The sequence below is a fragment of the Vibrio sp. BS-M-Sm-2 genome (assembly GCF_041504345.1).
In the GTDB taxonomy this organism is placed as follows: Bacteria; Pseudomonadota; Gammaproteobacteria; order Enterobacterales; family Vibrionaceae; genus Vibrio; species Vibrio satsumensis.
The window spans coordinates 327874-342392 of the sequence record NZ_CP167894.1; the positions used below are offsets into that span (position 1 = coordinate 327874).

Annotated in this window: 15 protein-coding genes; 7 read left to right on the plus strand and 8 right to left on the minus strand. The window is 43.1% G+C overall.

The window, feature by feature from the left end:
* Nucleotides 1–110 precede the first annotated feature (110 nt).
* Nucleotides 111–2069 carry a diguanylate cyclase gene (locus AB8613_RS01420; protein ID WP_372384288.1) on the minus strand — a complete coding sequence of 653 codons (1959 nt, stop codon included), beginning with the start codon at nt 2067–2069 and terminating at the stop codon, nt 111–113.
* A 258-nt stretch (nt 2070–2327) separates the two neighbouring features.
* On the opposite strand from AB8613_RS01420, the gene AB8613_RS01425 reads away from it, so the two are divergent.
* Nucleotides 2328–3434 (plus strand): M20/M25/M40 family metallo-hydrolase, encoded by a 1107-nt coding sequence (locus AB8613_RS01425; protein ID WP_372384289.1) that lies wholly within the window; start codon nt 2328–2330, stop codon nt 3432–3434.
* A gap of 129 nt (nt 3435–3563) precedes the next feature.
* Here AB8613_RS01425 and AB8613_RS01430 read toward each other — a convergent pair whose 3' ends face one another.
* Together AB8613_RS01430 and AB8613_RS01435 are read right to left on the minus strand one after the other, a co-directional pair.
* On the minus strand, nt 3564–3986 hold the full coding sequence (locus AB8613_RS01430) for a DUF3859 domain-containing protein (RefSeq protein ID WP_372384290.1): 423 nt from the start codon (nt 3984–3986) through the stop codon (nt 3564–3566).
* Nucleotides 3987–4055: 69 nt separating this feature from the next.
* Nucleotides 4056–4424 (minus strand): ATP-binding protein, encoded by a 369-nt coding sequence (locus tag AB8613_RS01435; protein WP_146491203.1) that lies wholly within the window; start codon nt 4422–4424, stop codon nt 4056–4058.
* Between the two features lie 275 nt (nt 4425–4699).
* Here AB8613_RS01435 and metA point away from each other — a divergent pair, with 275 nt between their 5' ends.
* Nucleotides 4700–5641 carry a homoserine O-succinyltransferase gene (gene metA / locus AB8613_RS01440; RefSeq protein WP_060981869.1) on the plus strand — a complete coding sequence of 314 codons (942 nt, stop codon included), beginning with the start codon at nt 4700–4702 and terminating at the stop codon, nt 5639–5641.
* A 169-nt stretch (nt 5642–5810) separates the two neighbouring features.
* Nucleotides 5811–6578, plus strand: a complete 768-nt coding sequence (pilW, locus tag AB8613_RS01445) for a type IV pilus biogenesis/stability protein PilW (RefSeq protein WP_327783892.1) — start codon at nt 5811–5813, stop codon at nt 6576–6578.
* 89 nt (nt 6579–6667) lie between these two features.
* Here pilW and rlmF read toward each other — a convergent pair whose 3' ends face one another.
* Nucleotides 6668–7969, minus strand: a complete 1302-nt coding sequence (gene rlmF, locus AB8613_RS01450; protein ID WP_327783893.1) for a 23S rRNA (adenine(1618)-N(6))-methyltransferase RlmF — start codon at nt 7967–7969, stop codon at nt 6668–6670.
* A gap of 4 nt (nt 7970–7973) precedes the next feature.
* Complete coding sequence (locus tag AB8613_RS01455) at nt 7974–8471, minus strand: YgjP-like metallopeptidase domain-containing protein (protein WP_004734935.1); 498 nt, start codon at nt 8469–8471, stop codon at nt 7974–7976.
* 153 nt (nt 8472–8624) lie between these two features.
* Here AB8613_RS01455 and AB8613_RS01460 point away from each other — a divergent pair, with 153 nt between their 5' ends.
* Nucleotides 8625–8861: a glutaredoxin family protein gene (locus tag AB8613_RS01460; RefSeq protein WP_016786183.1), complete on the plus strand. Its 237-nt coding sequence runs from the start codon at nt 8625–8627 to the stop codon at nt 8859–8861.
* Between the two features lie 89 nt (nt 8862–8950).
* On the opposite strand, the gene AB8613_RS01465 is transcribed toward AB8613_RS01460, so the two are convergent.
* Nucleotides 8951–9823, minus strand: a complete 873-nt coding sequence (locus AB8613_RS01465; RefSeq protein WP_372384291.1) for a LysR family transcriptional regulator — start codon at nt 9821–9823, stop codon at nt 8951–8953.
* A 110-nt stretch (nt 9824–9933) separates the two neighbouring features.
* Here AB8613_RS01465 and AB8613_RS01470 point away from each other — a divergent pair, with 110 nt between their 5' ends.
* Complete coding sequence (locus AB8613_RS01470) at nt 9934–11133, plus strand: MFS transporter (protein WP_372384292.1); 1200 nt, start codon at nt 9934–9936, stop codon at nt 11131–11133.
* A gap of 85 nt (nt 11134–11218) precedes the next feature.
* On the plus strand, nt 11219–11785 hold the full coding sequence (locus AB8613_RS01475) for a DUF1415 domain-containing protein (RefSeq protein ID WP_372384294.1): 567 nt from the start codon (nt 11219–11221) through the stop codon (nt 11783–11785).
* Nucleotides 11786–11801: 16 nt separating this feature from the next.
* Here AB8613_RS01475 and AB8613_RS01480 read toward each other — a convergent pair whose 3' ends face one another.
* Complete coding sequence (locus tag AB8613_RS01480; RefSeq protein ID WP_372384295.1) at nt 11802–12872, minus strand: diguanylate cyclase domain-containing protein; 1071 nt, start codon at nt 12870–12872, stop codon at nt 11802–11804.
* Nucleotides 12873–13085: 213 nt separating this feature from the next.
* Here AB8613_RS01480 and AB8613_RS01485 point away from each other — a divergent pair, with 213 nt between their 5' ends.
* Complete coding sequence (locus AB8613_RS01485) at nt 13086–13661, plus strand: nucleoside triphosphate pyrophosphohydrolase family protein (RefSeq protein WP_017059167.1); 576 nt, start codon at nt 13086–13088, stop codon at nt 13659–13661.
* 135 nt (nt 13662–13796) lie between these two features.
* Here AB8613_RS01485 and AB8613_RS01490 read toward each other — a convergent pair whose 3' ends face one another.
* Entirely contained in the window at nt 13797–14285 is a 489-nt protein-coding gene (locus tag AB8613_RS01490) for a GNAT family N-acetyltransferase (protein WP_285954116.1), read from the minus strand.
* Between the last annotated feature and the right edge of the window lie 234 nt (nt 14286–14519).

Consider the following 14519-nt stretch of genomic DNA (forward strand, 5'->3'; position numbering starts at 1 on the left):
AATTAAGCGAATAAGAGTAGATAGCTGTATTATTTCAGATAAGCACTCTTATCGCTTAGTTATGGAAGTTCAGGTTTCCTGATTACAGGGGATTAACCAAGTTTGGGTTCTCAAACGATAACGACTTTATTACGCCCTGACTGCTTAGCTTGATACAAAGCGTCGTCTGCCGATTTTAAGTGTTTCTTATAGGTACGACTATTTAACTGTTGTTCCGTTAGATGAGTCGTCGCACCAATCGATGTAGTTAATTCTAGTAAGCCAGAATGCGTTTCAATCGGTTGGTCAGCGATCGCTTGCCTTATCAGCTCAAGTTCTTTATCAGGTTCTTGATTCCCAGCAAGCAACAAAACAAACTCTTCCCCACCCCATCTTGCCACAACATCATTTGTTGATAATATTTTCTCCAAACGCTTAGCGACTTCCACCAGCACTTGGTCGCCGATATCATGCCCATAAGTGTCATTAACTTGTTTGAAGCGGTCCAAATCAAGAATAGCGAGCGTATACCCGAATGGCGACAAATGGTGTGGTATTGGCTGAGTTAACAGTTGTTCCAAGTAACGCCTATTGTATAAGCCTGTCAGTTCGCATCTTGTTGATTGCTTGAGTAACTCTTTGTTGGTCTTCTGGATGGAGCGCAACCTTATCAAAAGTAACGCGGCGCTGAACATCACCATGATACCCAACGCGACAACAATTCGATTTCGTAACTGCTGCTTATCTAAGGTCAGCTCACCCAACTCTTTCTCTGCATTTAGCAGTTCATTCTCTTTAGCTAATGATGCCGTAGCAAAATCTTGTTCGAGCAAGAAAATATCGCTCTGACGCTTGTCAAACAACAGTGCCTTGTTACCCTTGTAGTAGAGTTTGAAGTAGCGAAGTGCGTTCTCGCTGTCGCCTCTCGAGTCATAGTATTCTGCAAGTGTTCTTAAACCGAGAACCTTCCAACTTCGAGAGCCAACAATGTCGAACATTGCATACGACCGCTTAAGATCTGCAAAGACAAAATTGTCTCGATTCAGACCAATATTAGCTAAGGCTCTGTTTAAATAACACTGACCCAGTTGAAGTGTGTATCTGTCCACTCTCGGATATCTAAGGCACAGGTTTGCGACTTGCCGTGCTGACTCAAAGTTCTTTTCCGCCAACAACACATCACTCTCTGCTTTTAACAAGATGATTTTGTATCGCTCACTCACGTTATCGCCATTGAGTTTGGCAGCACTTTGATACGCCTCTCGGCCTTTCACTAACTCACCACTGCGCAGATAGGCAAAAGACTCATTCACATGCAACACACCTATGGTAGACGCTTCAAGTAATCCGCTCTTATAATAGAGTCTTTTGGCTTTTTGAATCAGCTCAAGTGCTTTAGGCCAATCTTCCAAATAGATATAAAGCAGTGCCATGTTAGACACTAACTTGCTGTTGTAGATGTGATGAGGGTACTTCTTGCCCAGATCTAAGCCTTTATGGAAAAAGTATTGAGCTTCAGGAAAGTCATTGCGGATATTGTTGATGACACCAGCCGTGTTATAGGCCTTAATCAACAACTCTTCATAGTGGAGCGATTCTGCGATATCTATCGCTGCTCTGATTTGGATTTCAGACTCCGCTAACTCACCCTTACTGATGTATTCGATCGCCAACTCAACTAGAGATTGGGCCTTTAGCCAACCCATATGTTCGTGTTGTGCGAGTGCTTTAATCTGTCTGACGTATTCGGAAACCGCTTCGGTATCCAGTTTGTGTTGGGCGAAGTTCGACAAAATCATCAATTCGTAAGCACGATAGATGGCTTTATCTTGGTTTGGGAACTTGACTTGCAGAGCTTCGAGTTGTTTGGAAGCTAGATTAGGATCACCACGGGATATATCGAGAATATCAATCAATGCAGATCCATATTGAGAGAGTAATAACTCTTTCTCTGGACTATAAACACTCGGGTTTGCAGGGCGAATATGCTTTAAATCGTCGTCATAAGTTGGATAGAGCAAATACAGCCCAAGCACAACACTCATCAGAATGACGAGAAGGAATGAACCTAACACATTGTTTCTATTCATTTATCTGTGCCATTATTGATTGTATTCCAATTTCATCGACGTTTTACAAAGCGGCTAAACATTATACCCGACAGATATACAGATTAAAATCCTGTGCACTGGTAGATCTGAGTAGTGTTTTTCTCATTAAATAGAATAATCAGGTAACTTTCTTGATTTAACTCAGACAATCATCTATCACATTGGCGTTATAGTAATTTTCCTGTTCCTACCTCCGCGGCTTCTTTAGAACAAGCGGAAGCATAATGAGAATTAACAATGACCCAAATTAATGAACAACGTCTTGTAGAACATTTCTGCGATCTAGTGAAAATTGATAGTGAATCTCGTAACGAAAAAGCGATTGCTGAAGCTTTAGCTGAGCAACTCGGTGAACTAGGTTTTAAAGTTCACAAACTGGCGGTTCCTGAAGAAGTGTCTAATGGTTTCAACATTTACGCTCGTCTTAATGGCACTCTTCCAGGCAGCACAGTGTTCAGCTGCCACATGGACACTGTAACGCCAGGCATCGGCATTGAGCCAATCATCGAAGACGGCATCATTCGTTCAAAAGGCAACACAATTCTAGGTGGTGATGATAAGTCTGGCATCGCAGCTATCATGGAAGCAGTTCGCGTAATTAAAGCTGAAGGCCTAGCACACAAAACCATTGAAATTGCATTCACAGTATTCGAAGAAGGTGGTCTATTTGGTTCTTTGAACTTCGATATGTCTTACATTCAATCTGAGCACGCTATTGTACTAGATACGGGCGGTCCGATCGGCACTATCGTAAATGCAGCACCTGGCCAACAGAAAATCGTTGCTAAGATTAAAGGTCGCCCTGCTCATGCTGGTCTAGCACCAGAAGAAGGCATCAGCGCGATTCAAGTGGCAGCAGACGCTATCACTAAGATGAACCTGCTTCGTATCGATGAAGAAACAACAGCAAACGTTGGTATTATTGAAGGCGGTCAAGCGACTAACATCGTAATGCCAGAGCTTAAAGTGGTTGCGGAAGCTCGTTCCCTAAACGGCGAAAAGCTAACAGCGCAAGTCGAACACATGATCTCGACATTCGAAGAGAGCGCAAAGCAGTTCGGCGCTGAAGTAGAAATCGAATCAACTCGTGCTTACGATGCATTCGTTATTGCAGACGATCACCCGCATATTCTTTCGATCAAATCAGCGTTCGAAAAGCTTGGCGTAACGGCAAACACCAAACGCACCGGTGGCGGTAGTGATGCAAACAACTTCAATGCGAAAGGTCTAACAACCGTTAACCTATCGACTGGTATGGCGAAAGTACACACCACTGAAGAGTACATCGCAGTGAAAGACATGGTTGCTATCACTGAGTTTGTTGTGGCTTACGTAACACAATAATCTTACTTGTGAGCTAGATGGAGACTACCATTTAGCTCATATCAAAAAGCCGAGTCGCCCCATGAGGTGCGACTCGGCTTTTTATTGTCTTGCGTTTAGCCTAAAACTAACGTTTACCAGAAATTTCGTCTAAAAACCTCGACGCTTCCAGAACTGGCTTTCGTCTTTTGCTACTAGGTCGAATGTCTTATCTGCGATGATGTTGCCTTTTAGCTCGACCGTCATACGCCATTTACCTAGCTTGTTCGAGACAGGCGCCCAAATAGTGTCACCTAAGTAAAAATCCCAGTCATTGTTGCCGACATACTCTTCGCCATCGAACGGTTCAAGTACCTCACCTTTATCAGTGATGATGTTCGGGTGATAAATGCAGTAACGAATCTTCTCGCCTTTGGCTTTTTTTATATTCAAGATATAGCCAAACTCCACGTCGATTTCAGCATCAACGATGGTGGTGAACTCTTGGATTTTTGGAAGGTCTTTAGATTTTGAATCCCATGTGGAGTAGATACCATAAGAGGTCATGTCGACCACAACAGAGCGCTTTGCCATTTCAATCTTTACCTTGGAGTTATTCTATTAACTTTATGTTATTTGCCATTCAGCCAATCAAGCTCAAGGCTATTCTTGCCAATCTTTCGCCATTCGCTTGATCACTGAAGGTTCAATATTGTGAATAGTGCCATAGTTCTCTCGGCAAACTTCAATCACCAAGTCAGCGTTGTATTTGAGTGCAAGTTGACGATAAGCCTTCATTTCCCATTGTTTGATGAAGGTATTTGAGACCACGACATCAAGGCCTTGCTTTAGACCATTTTCAGCCGTGTTCTGACACCACTCATGTGCTTGTTGCAGCTGCCTAGGGTCAAAATGGTACTCACCTTGCTCATTCACATAATACATATCGGCTTCGACATGTAATGCATCGTAGGTCTTTGCCTTTGTTGATTTACCCGAGCCAGGCAACCCTCGAATGAGTATTAACTTCATCTGTCACTTTATAGGCTAATTCGAAAACATGAGTTTATCGTAAATAGTAACGAGTTTCTCTGATAACTGCCTTTACTCTGCGTCCGAAAACCAAGTCCTTACACTAGAGTCAGGTAATCACTGAATACTACGAGACTCCCCTCGAAGCCCGTGGATTGCTTCTGATAGAAAACACAAATAATTTACATCTATCCATTTTGCATATCGACAAGCGTATCAAACTACTATAGATTTAGATGTATAGACGTCTACATATCTAGCTTAGGGAGAAAGCTGTGCCTATTCGCATTCCAGACCAATTGCCAGCATCTGATGTTCTTCGTGAAGAAAACATCTTCGTTATGCCGTTATCAAGAGCATCGACACAGGAAATTCGTCCACTTCGAGTCTTGATCCTCAACCTAATGCCGAAAAAGATTGAAACTGAAACTCAATTTTTACGCCTACTATCAAACAGCCCATTGCAAGTGGACGTAGAGCTGCTGCGCATTGATGACCGACCAAGTAAAAACACACCGACTGAACACCTTGATAACTTCTACCGCCAATTTGAAATGGTCAAAGGAAGAAACTTTGATGGATTGATCATCACTGGTGCGCCGCTTGGCTTGGTTCAATTTGAAGATGTTATCTACTGGGATCATTTAAAAACCATCATGGAGTGGGCAAACAAACACGTGACTTCAACTCTATACGTATGTTGGGCGGCTCAGGCTGGTTTGAAATTATTGTATGATTTGCCTAAACGTACTCGTAAAGAGAAGCTGTCTGGTGTTTATAACCACGAGATACATAACCCATACCACCCTATTTTACGTGGCTTCGACGATACATTCTTGGCACCGCACTCTCGCTATGCTGACTTCTCTCAGGAGTACTTAGCTGAGCATACTGACCTTGATGTTCTTGCGACTTCTGATGTTGCGGGTGTATATCTAGCGGCGACCAAAGATAAGCGAAACGTGTTTGTAACAGGTCACCCTGAATACGACTCCCATACACTTCACAATGAATACATTCGTGATTTAGGTGAAGGCATGGAGCCTGTTATACCGATCAACTACTACCCGAACAACAATCCAGACAACAAGCCTGTTGCAAGCTGGCGTAGTCATGGCCACTTGTTGTTCTCTAACTGGCTAAACTACTGCGTTTACCAACAAACGCCTTATGATTTGGATCATTTCAGCGAAGAAAATTTCACTAAAGACGATTAAGTTCTTTATTCCGATTCAAAAACACATAAAGCCGTGTTCAGTAGATTGTTGATAAAACGACGAATTGGACGCGGTTTTTTTATGGTGGTTGAGTCGCATTCCATAATAGATTTAACACTTCAATGGGTTTGATTTCATATGATGGGTTGGTGTTCATAAGGAGCTTCACATGCCTGCCAAGCCGTCATTCTCAAACCCGATTTCGTCATCCCGACCCCGTCCATTATCAAGCGTGGTTCTACTCGCCTTGATTTCGTTGGTCGGTTGCGTCTCTGTTACTGAGGGGCCACCAAAAATTGAAAGTGACCCTATTGCGATGTCTGAATCTCGAATCGAATTAGGTTTGGGCTATATGGGACAAGGCAATATGGTAAGAGCGCGTGAAAATCTTGAGCTCGCAATTAAACACGCACCTAGCTACTACCGTGCTCGGCTTTCAATGGCGCATTACTACGAACAAGTGGGCGAAGTAGACGAAGCGAGAACCACTTACCGCAAAGCGCTCAGTCTCGATTCAAGAAACGGCAATGTATTGAACAACTACGGTACATTCTTGTGTAAACAAGGCGAATACGAACAAGCCGATAAATACTTTAATCGTGCTATCGACCAGCCCTACTACTACTTGGTGTCTGCAAGTTATGAAAATGCCGCGTTTTGCGCATTTAAGGCTGGCAATACCGACCAAGCGAAGTACTACTTCAGCAGAGCGATTGACCACGATCCAAACCGCGTAAAATCGATACTACAGTTATCAAAAATTGAAGTGAGTGACGCCAATTACAATGACGCTCGACTCCGTTTATTCAAATTCCACCAGCGTTATGGCTATCAAATTCCATCGCTTAAAATCTTGGTCGATCTCGAAAACAAAGCAGGTAACAGAGCTCTAGAACAGAAATATCAGAGTAAGTTAGATGAGTTACTTTCTGCTTAGCGTATATGCAAAACACAAAAAACGGGCTTGTTGCATTAACAACAAGCCCGTTCGTAATTTCAGCTTAATATCTTAACTAAGTGTAGCGGCTATTTGAGCGCAATCCACTCTTGTCTTTGCTCGTCGTCCATAAAGGTCCATGCGATAAAGCGACTTACCTTCTGCCCTTGCGACATTTCTACCACTTTCACTTGTTTAGCTCGTAGCTTACCAAGCTCTGAACGAACCATATCGACGTTATCTTTCTTAGAAATCAATGTCGTAAACCACAAGACTTGAGTAGCAAAAAGTTGACTCTCTCTTGCCATCTTCATAATGAAAGCGGCTTCGCCACCCGGGCACCAAAGCTCGGCTTTTTGACCACCAAAGTTTAAGGTTGGTTTATCTTGCTTAGTTGATTTATCTAACTTAACTGGCTTCTTGTTCGTTTCTGGCTTGAATGACTGACCTGCTTTCTTAGCACGGTTTGCCGCTAGATTATCCAGTTTACGTTGTGACCCCTTTTCCGCTTCTTCAAGAGAGCTGTGGAATGGAGGGTTACAAATAGTGACATCGTAACGTTCATTATCTTTAATCACGCCCTTAAAGATAGATTCAGAGTCCGCTTGTAGGCGAGCCCGGATCTTACCTTTTAGATTAGGGTTACTTTCCGCAATGAAGTTCGCTGTTTTGATAGAGACTGAGTCGACATCAGTTCCCGTGCAGCGCCACTTATACTCTGTCGCACCAATGATTGGGTAAATACAGTTTGCACCAACACCAATATCTAGCGCTTTCACAGACGCGTGGTTATAAGGTTCGCCTTGGCCATCGCTATTAAGGATGTCAGCTACTCTGTGAATGTAGTCTGCACGACCAGGAATTGGCGGACACAAGTAACCTGCAGGAATATCCCAATGTTTAACGCCATAGTGATGCGCCAACAAAGCTTTGTTGAGTAGCTTAACGGCTAATGGATCAGAGAAATTAATGGTGTCTTCACCCACTGGGTTCTTGATCAGATGCTCTTTTAGCTCGGGCAAGGCTGCAACCAACAACTCAAAGTCATAACGGCCAGTGTGCTGGTTTCTTGGGTGTAACCCACCTTGAGGTTTTTCAGCCGAACGTCTTTTCTGGGCTGCGTTCTTGTTAAAAGCCGTTTGATTGAAAGAACCCTTGTTCGATGATCCTTTATTTGAACCCGGTTTGCCTTTGCTATCTTTTGCAAAAGGTCGCTTTGCTTTGTTATTGCCCGCACCTTTCGGTGCACTATTCTTGCGGCTTTTATCAGATGTGTTCTTTGTAGAAATACGCTTGTCGCTACCTTCTTTATTTTTATTGTCTTTTGTTTTTACTGATGAAGTGCTGTTTTTCGACAGGCTTAGCGTCGTTCTATTTTGTGATTGGCTCATTGGGCTACTTCTTTAAATCTAAATACATCATGAATAAACGGGCATCCAACTCAAGTTGATGATATTCCGGCTCCATGTGACAGCATAGTTGGTAAAAGGCTTTGTCGTGCTCTTTCTCTTTGATATGCGCCAGTTCGTGTACCACCAGCATTCTCAGCAAAGGTTCTGGTGCATTTTTAAAAACACTGGCGATACGAATCTCATTCTTTGATTTGATCTTTCCACCATGATTCTTGGCAACGTAAGAATGCAGACCCAACGCATTGTTGATTAGGTGTATCTTACCGTCGTAAATCACTTTGCTGATCGGTGGTGTTTTTTTCATGTAGCGATTTTTTATCTCAATCGCATAGTCAAACAGGGCTTTCTCGCTTTTTATTTCATGATTCTTTGGGTAGCGAGCTTCAAACCACGGCACTAATTTTCCCGACTCAACAAGTTGCGTCACAGGATCAAGTATGTGCTTTGGATAGCCTTGAATATAGCGTAAAGAAGGATGCATGCTGAAAGACCGTACAAGTTACACCACGACAATACGTTGTGGTCTTGAAAATTGAGCTGCATAGTGTAACTGATCACTCTTTTCTAATCACCTAGGATTCGTTACACTTTAGTGAGATTCACCAAGAGCTAGACTCAAAAAGAGATTGTAAAAATGAAACGTGTTGTATTGTACGTCGCAGACAAATGCCCGCACTGTAAAGATGCCCAAAGGTATTTAGACTCTAAGAAAATTGTTTACCGCCTAACGAATGCAAAGATGCAGCGTGGTCGTAAAGAATTGCAAGCGATGGGTGCTCGTTCTATCCCCGTGCTTAAGATCGGCGATCAAGTGATGGTCGGCTGGAATCAGAAAAACTTCGATAAGATGTATAACTCAAAGAACACTTAACGTGATTTAAGAGACTTATATTTCTACAAACAAAGCCCGAATGCCCAACCAAGGATATTCGGGCTTTGTTTTGTCTATTGCATTCTAAATCACACGTACCGCTTAACGAATTCGATAAAGGTTCGGTCTGCTTTTGACAGATACCCTTCCTTTCTCCACGCCAAAGATAGATTCAGCTTCACAGGGTCTTTAAATGGCACGCCTACTACGTCTTCCTCGTATTCTGTAACCAAACTGAGCAAAGCGGTGATGGCAAACTCTCGCTTCACGATAGAAAGAATCATCGGCAATAAATTGGTTTCGAACGCGATGGTCATATCGAGGTTGTACTTCTTGCAAGTAGCATCGATAAAATCACGGTGGAAGTAGCCTGATTTGAACATGATGAGTTCTTGAGCAAAAAACTCTTCAAAGGTGATGGATGGTTGCGTTGCCAGTGGGTGATCTTTGCCAACGACCGCTAGCATTTCTGAGCTTAACAGGTGGTCAGTTTCAAGATCATCAGGGACATTCTCATGGTTGATTACGCCGATATCGAGTTCGCCGTTTAACAACATTTCTCGAATCGATGCGGTGCCGGCATCAATCAAGGTCAACTTTAGGTTTGGGTATTGGCTTTTAAATGCCATCACAACTTGCGGGAAAAAATAACTCCCCATCATGCTTGGAGCGCCTAACCGCACCTCGCCTTTCTCCAACCCCTTTAACTCATTCATCGCAAGCTGCGCATCATCAAACTGCTGGGCGATTCGCTTTGCATGCTCAAACAGTACCTTTCCCTCTTCCGTTAAGGTGACGGATTTATCTCCACGACGAAACAGAATCAACTCAAGCATTTGTTCGAGTTTTTTTATGGAGATACTCAATGCGGGTTGAGCGATATGCAGCGCTTTGGCGGCCTGAGTGAAATTACCAAACTGCGCAACAGCCAGAAAATGTCGAAGTGGTTTTGATTCAAGCATGACGATATATTTAATATATAGAGGTGATATTTTTAATATATTTCTTTAATCACACTTGTGCTGATAACTTGTTCACAAATAGCTTACTAACTCGTGCAGGCACAACGTAAATGTTTGATAAAGGCAGTCCTCAATACAAACGCATCACCCAATCATTAGCGATTGGCTCGTTTATCATTTTCTGTAACCTTTACCTCTTTCAGCCAATCTTGCCGCACATGGCGGAGCACTTCCAAGTATCTGAAACTCAAATCAACTGGCTGTTTGCTGCAACAACACTTGGGCTTTCCATCAGCTTGGTGCCTTGGGCAATCGCTTCTGAAACCTTCGGTCGAAAACCCATCATTCTGTTCAGCTTATTTGCTATCCCGCTAATTGGGCTGAGTATGGTGTTCACAACCACCCTACTGCAACTTGTTATTGCTAGAGCACTCATGGGGATTGCTGTTGCGGCATTCGCTGGTGTGGCGGTTGCCTATATGGTCGAGGAGTTATCACCCAAAGCATTCGCAGTCGCGATAGGCGGCTATATTGCGGCTAACTCATTAGGTGGTATCTTCGGGCGTGTACTAGGTGGCTTGATTACGGATTATTTCGACTGGCATGCAACGGTGTTGTTTTTCGTTGTCGGCTCTTTGCTTGGCGCACTCTATATTACGTATAGTCTGCCTGATCAACAAAACTTCAAACCACAGAAAGGGTTGTTCTTTCATCATAACCGATCTGTAATGATGCACTTAAAAAACCGCACACTGTGGCTCGCTATGCTGATTGGTGGTGCTAACTTTGCTCTGTTCGTTAACCTGTATTCAGTAATGGGCTTTAAGCTAGTATCAGCACCTCACTCGGTGCCCGTTGGTTTAGCTTCGCTGATATTCTTATGTTACTTGGCCGGAACGGTAAGCTCTAAACTCTCCAACAAATGGACACTTCGTTATGATCCGTTAAACGGTATATTGATGGGCGTGTGTGTTAGCTTAATTGGAATGCTGGTTTCTGCGGTCGATAAAGTCCCGTTCATGTTAGCTGGCTTGTTATTGATTAGTGGCGGCGCGTTCTTTGCCCACACTCTAGCCTACTCTTGGGTGAGTCAAAAAGCGCCGAGCGCCAAAGCGACAGCAACGGCACTTTACTTAGTCCACTACTACATCGGCGGCAGTTTAGGTGGTTTCTTACTCTTATATTGCTGGCAACTGTTCGGTTGGAATGGCGTGATTGCAGGCGGCTCGATCTTCTATGTCGCGATATTTGCTTGGGTCAACCAGTTGAAACAGCTACAAGTATCGGCGTCCAAACTCGCACAAGCATAACTACGGCTGAGTTTGTAACTCAATTATTGCTTTTGATTAACGTCCGTTCTGATATCCTACGCAAAATTTCATTTCGGAACCTGTTATGTCGAACACTCAAAGCACAGATCTTCAAACCATCCACGACCAAGTAAAACAGTGGTTAGATGATGTCGTTATTGGTATAAACCTGTGTCCATTCGCAGCCAAGCCACAACGTAATAAACAGATTAAGATCTTTGTGAGTGAAGCGAATACGGAAGAAGCGTTGTTGGAAGACATCATGACGCATTTCGTAGAGTTAGATAACACGCCAGTCGCTGAGTTAGAAACAACGCTGGTTGTCGTGCCAAACATGCTGCAAGATTTCTTCGACTACAACATGTTCATTGATTGGATTGAAGCATTGATCAAGCAAGAAGATTGGGAAGGTGTTTACCAAGTGGCAACCTTCCACCCAGACTATTGCTTTGGTGGCGCGGATCCAGAAGACGATGAAAACCTAACGAACCGTTCTCCGTATCCGGTTTACCATTTGATTCGTGAAGCTAGCATGGAAAAGGTGTTAAAGCATTACCCTAACCCTGAAGCAATTCCAGATACTAACATCGCTCGAGTTGAATCTTTAACGCCAGAAGAACGTCGTAAACTGTTCCCTTACCTGTTCAGTTAATCGCTAACATGCTGGCTCATATTCCTGAGCGCTCTTGATGATATGGACGAGAAATGAACTGATCTCGTCCATTTTGTTTCGCAATATACAGACATTCATCGGCAACTTTGATTAGCTTATCTAACGCCGACATCCTTTCCCCTTTGGTATCCCCTGTGCTCAACTCAAAATGACACGCACCGATTGATATAGTGACAGGCTTTCTATCCAGTGTGATTTTCTTCATCTCTTGCAAAAGAATCATGAACTTATCTTCAACACAACTTGGTGTTTTATTTGGATACCAAAGAATGAACTCCTCACCACCAAAACGCGCCACAAACTCACCTTCTTGGGTATTATTGTTCAGTACGCTTGCCACTTTCTTTAATACAACATCACCCATTTGGTGACCATAAGTATCATTAACCTGTTTAAAGAAATCGATGTCTACAACTGCCAAGGTTCCCTTCCCTAAAGATCCTTTTAACTGCTCCACTTCTGCGTTCAACGTTTTGAACAAGCAACGTCTATTTGGCAAATGTGTCAGAGGATCATACAGTGCTTGGTACTCCAATTTCTCATTCAGTTCTTTTAGCTTTCGTTCTTGCTGTCTTCTAACCAGTTCCACTTCGATCCATGAAGCCATTAACCTCATAACGTCGATATCGAACTCTTTAAACTCACGGTGATAAGGGGCTGGGCTTGAGAAGTTTAAGGTGCCATAAAGCTCATCATTAACGAAGATCGGGATGCCAATGTAAGACTCTAAACCAAAAGATTGGTAGGCAGGGTGAGTCGCATACTTATCATGTTTACCGCAATGCTCAATGCAGATAGGACCAATCGATTTACAAGTAATTTCGCAATAGGTAGAACGATAATCGAAGGTATCTCCGCTATTGAGATCAACCTCTTCAGGTGTTACGCAGTGTTCAACCAAATAAGTATTACCATCGACTTTGGATAAGATTCCAATATCTAGATTGAAGCGTTCAAGCCCCATGATAAGCAGCTGAACGATCTGGCTATCGAAGCCCTTTCGATAATCATTGGTGATTTGATACAAGCGTCGTATCACAATTTCACTTTCACTGGCTTGGTTCATAACTGGGATCCCACTGCTGCCGAGTTTAATGACAACATCAATATTTGGTATATTTAGAAGAGTAAAGGGTAATAAAACATAATAATCAATTGGTTTGTATGCAAAATACCTCATTCGTCCAATGAATAAAAGTCGACTTCTTCGACTTTGCATTAGCACCCTATTCCCGCCTTTGTTAAAATGCCCCATTAACGAAACAGAATGGATAGGAATATGAACCTTTCTCAACTAAGCCAAGAAATCTACGATCACCTTTACCGCGACATTGAAGAGTTCCGCAGCACTTTTGATCTGCCTGTTGCTGCTCCTGAAACAATGGACGAAAAAGGCGATACGCTACACACCTCTCTAGCGATCGAAGAACTAACAGAACTTGCAGAAGCTGACTCTAAAATCGAACAAGCGGACGCTATTGTAGACAGCGTTTATGTTTTGATGGGACGTTTGGTTCACCTTGGTCAAGCTAAGGTAGAAGACAACCTAGCAATCAGCTACCTGATCGACCTACTGTTGAATGTTTCTAAAAACCGCTCAATCGATTTCCTACCTTGCTGGGATGAAGTGCACTCAAGCAACATGAGCAAAGTGTGCCGTAACGAAACAGAATACGCAGAAACTGAAGCTTTCTATGCTGAGCAGAACATCAAACTGATGGCGGTTCAAAAAGGCGAGTACATCATCGCGAAGTGCGCGGAAGATTTCGTATCTGAAGGCAAAACCGTTCGCCAAGGTAAAGTACTAAAATCTGTACATTACCGTCCTGCGAACCTTGAGCCTCTAACGGCTTAAGCCAGGTTAAGACTGGTTGTTTAATGCGACCAACGGACTAAAATAGCAAACGCCACGTTTAAATAACGTGGCGTTTTATTATCTATTAGGGAACTTTGGCTGTGTTAATTGTAGCCGTGTTTTAGAAGCCGAGCGCTATACCAGTCGCGCCATGTGGTAAGCCGCCACATATTCGCCATTTCTAAAGGCAAACCCAGCAGACTCCCCTTCAATGACAAAACCAAATTTCTTATACAGGCTGATCGCTCTTTCGTTATCGGTATACACCGTTAACTCCATTCGCTTGATGTTAATCCAGTTATCACACAAGTCGATTGCTGTTGCGAGCAGTTGGCTACCGACACCTTTGCCTAATGCATCGTCTTTAACACCCATACCAAATGAAGCAACATGACGCCTTCTCGGGTTTACACACACTTCCATTCCCAAGTTGCCAACAATCTCATCGTCGATCATCGCGACATACGAGTACACGTTGTCGGGGATATTAGAGATTCGTTTTTGCCAGCTTTCAAGAGACGGATTTGGGAGTTGCAGCGTACCGGTATAAGCATTAGTGCATTCGTAAACTTCTTTGATTCCCTTTGCATCTGACGGTTCAGACCGTCTCACTATAATACTCATCGCAACTCCTAATATTTCTTCGCTAAATATGAAACACATCCTTAATGTGCACCTAGACACACTATCAAATAGTAAATAATTAACAATAGGTTAGATGAAATTGTTTTTATTGGGGCTGATGTGGGGAATGTATGTGGATGATCTGAAGAAGTACATTTGAGGAATTAAGGTTAGTTAAACTGGAGGTAATTCGATATGGGCACCTCGGGTGTGCCCACACCGACAAATCTATGG

Coding starts and splice junctions, on each gene's coding strand:
- AB8613_RS01420 (WP_372384288.1), bottom strand. CDS start 2,069: ATGAATAGAAACAATGTGTTAGGTTCATTCCTTCTCGTCATTCTGATG.
- AB8613_RS01425 (WP_372384289.1), top strand. CDS start 2,328: ATGACCCAAATTAATGAACAACGTCTTGTAGAACATTTCTGCGATCTA.
- AB8613_RS01430 (WP_372384290.1), bottom strand. CDS start 3,986: ATGGCAAAGCGCTCTGTTGTGGTCGACATGACCTCTTATGGTATCTAC.
- AB8613_RS01435 (WP_146491203.1), bottom strand. CDS start 4,424: ATGAAGTTAATACTCATTCGAGGGTTGCCTGGCTCGGGTAAATCAACA.
- pilW (WP_327783892.1), top strand. CDS start 5,811: ATGCCTGCCAAGCCGTCATTCTCAAACCCGATTTCGTCATCCCGACCC.
- rlmF (WP_327783893.1), bottom strand. CDS start 7,969: ATGAGCCAATCACAAAATAGAACGACGCTAAGCCTGTCGAAAAACAGC.
- AB8613_RS01455 (WP_004734935.1), bottom strand. CDS start 8,471: ATGCATCCTTCTTTACGCTATATTCAAGGCTATCCAAAGCACATACTT.
- AB8613_RS01460 (WP_016786183.1), top strand. CDS start 8,625: ATGAAACGTGTTGTATTGTACGTCGCAGACAAATGCCCGCACTGTAAA.
- AB8613_RS01465 (WP_372384291.1), bottom strand. CDS start 9,823: ATGCTTGAATCAAAACCACTTCGACATTTTCTGGCTGTTGCGCAGTTT.
- AB8613_RS01470 (WP_372384292.1), top strand. CDS start 9,934: ATGTTTGATAAAGGCAGTCCTCAATACAAACGCATCACCCAATCATTA.
- AB8613_RS01475 (WP_372384294.1), top strand. CDS start 11,219: ATGTCGAACACTCAAAGCACAGATCTTCAAACCATCCACGACCAAGTA.
- AB8613_RS01480 (WP_372384295.1), bottom strand. CDS start 12,872: ATGAACCAAGCCAGTGAAAGTGAAATTGTGATACGACGCTTGTATCAA.
- AB8613_RS01485 (WP_017059167.1), top strand. CDS start 13,086: ATGAACCTTTCTCAACTAAGCCAAGAAATCTACGATCACCTTTACCGC.
- AB8613_RS01490 (WP_285954116.1), bottom strand. CDS start 14,285: ATGAGTATTATAGTGAGACGGTCTGAACCGTCAGATGCAAAGGGAATC.